The 510-nt window shown below is 66.1% G+C and carries 1 protein-coding gene; it reads left to right on the plus strand.

Features of this window, described 5'->3' with window-relative positions; all coding sequences use genetic code 11:
• The coding region (locus tag FK530_RS25610; protein ID WP_331456387.1) for a pyruvate formate lyase family protein at nucleotides 1-510 on the plus strand (510 nt) is incomplete at both ends.

Below are 510 nucleotides of genomic sequence, written 5' to 3' on the forward strand. Positions count from 1 at the left end.
GCGACCCCTACTGGGCCACCTGGTCCGACGCCGGCTTCGGTGACGACGGACGCACCCTGGTCACCAAGACCTCCTTCCGCCTGCTCCAGACCCTGCGCAACCTGGGTCCCGCCCCCGAGCCGAACATCACGATCTTCTGGGACGAGAGCCTCCCCGAGGGCTACAAGGAGTTCTGCGCAGCGATCTCGATCGAGACCTCCTCCATCCAGTACGAGTCGGATGAGCAGATCCGCGAGCACTGGGGCGATGACGCGGCGATCGCCTGCTGTGTGTCCCCCATGCGCGTGGGCAAGCAGATGCAGTTCTTCGGCGCCCGCGTCAATGCCGCCAAGTCCCTGCTCTACGCCATCAACGGCGGGCGCGACGAGATGAGCGGCAAGCAGATCGTCACCGGCCACGAGGGCGTCCAGGGCGACGGCCCGCTGGACTTCGACGAGGTCTGGGCCAAGTACGAGGAGATGCTGGACTGGGTGGTGGGCACCTACGTCGAGGCGCTCAACATCATCCACT

It is taken from the genome of Tsukamurella conjunctivitidis, from assembly GCF_007858475.1.
Classification (GTDB): domain Bacteria; phylum Actinomycetota; class Actinomycetes; order Mycobacteriales; family Mycobacteriaceae; genus Tsukamurella; species Tsukamurella conjunctivitidis.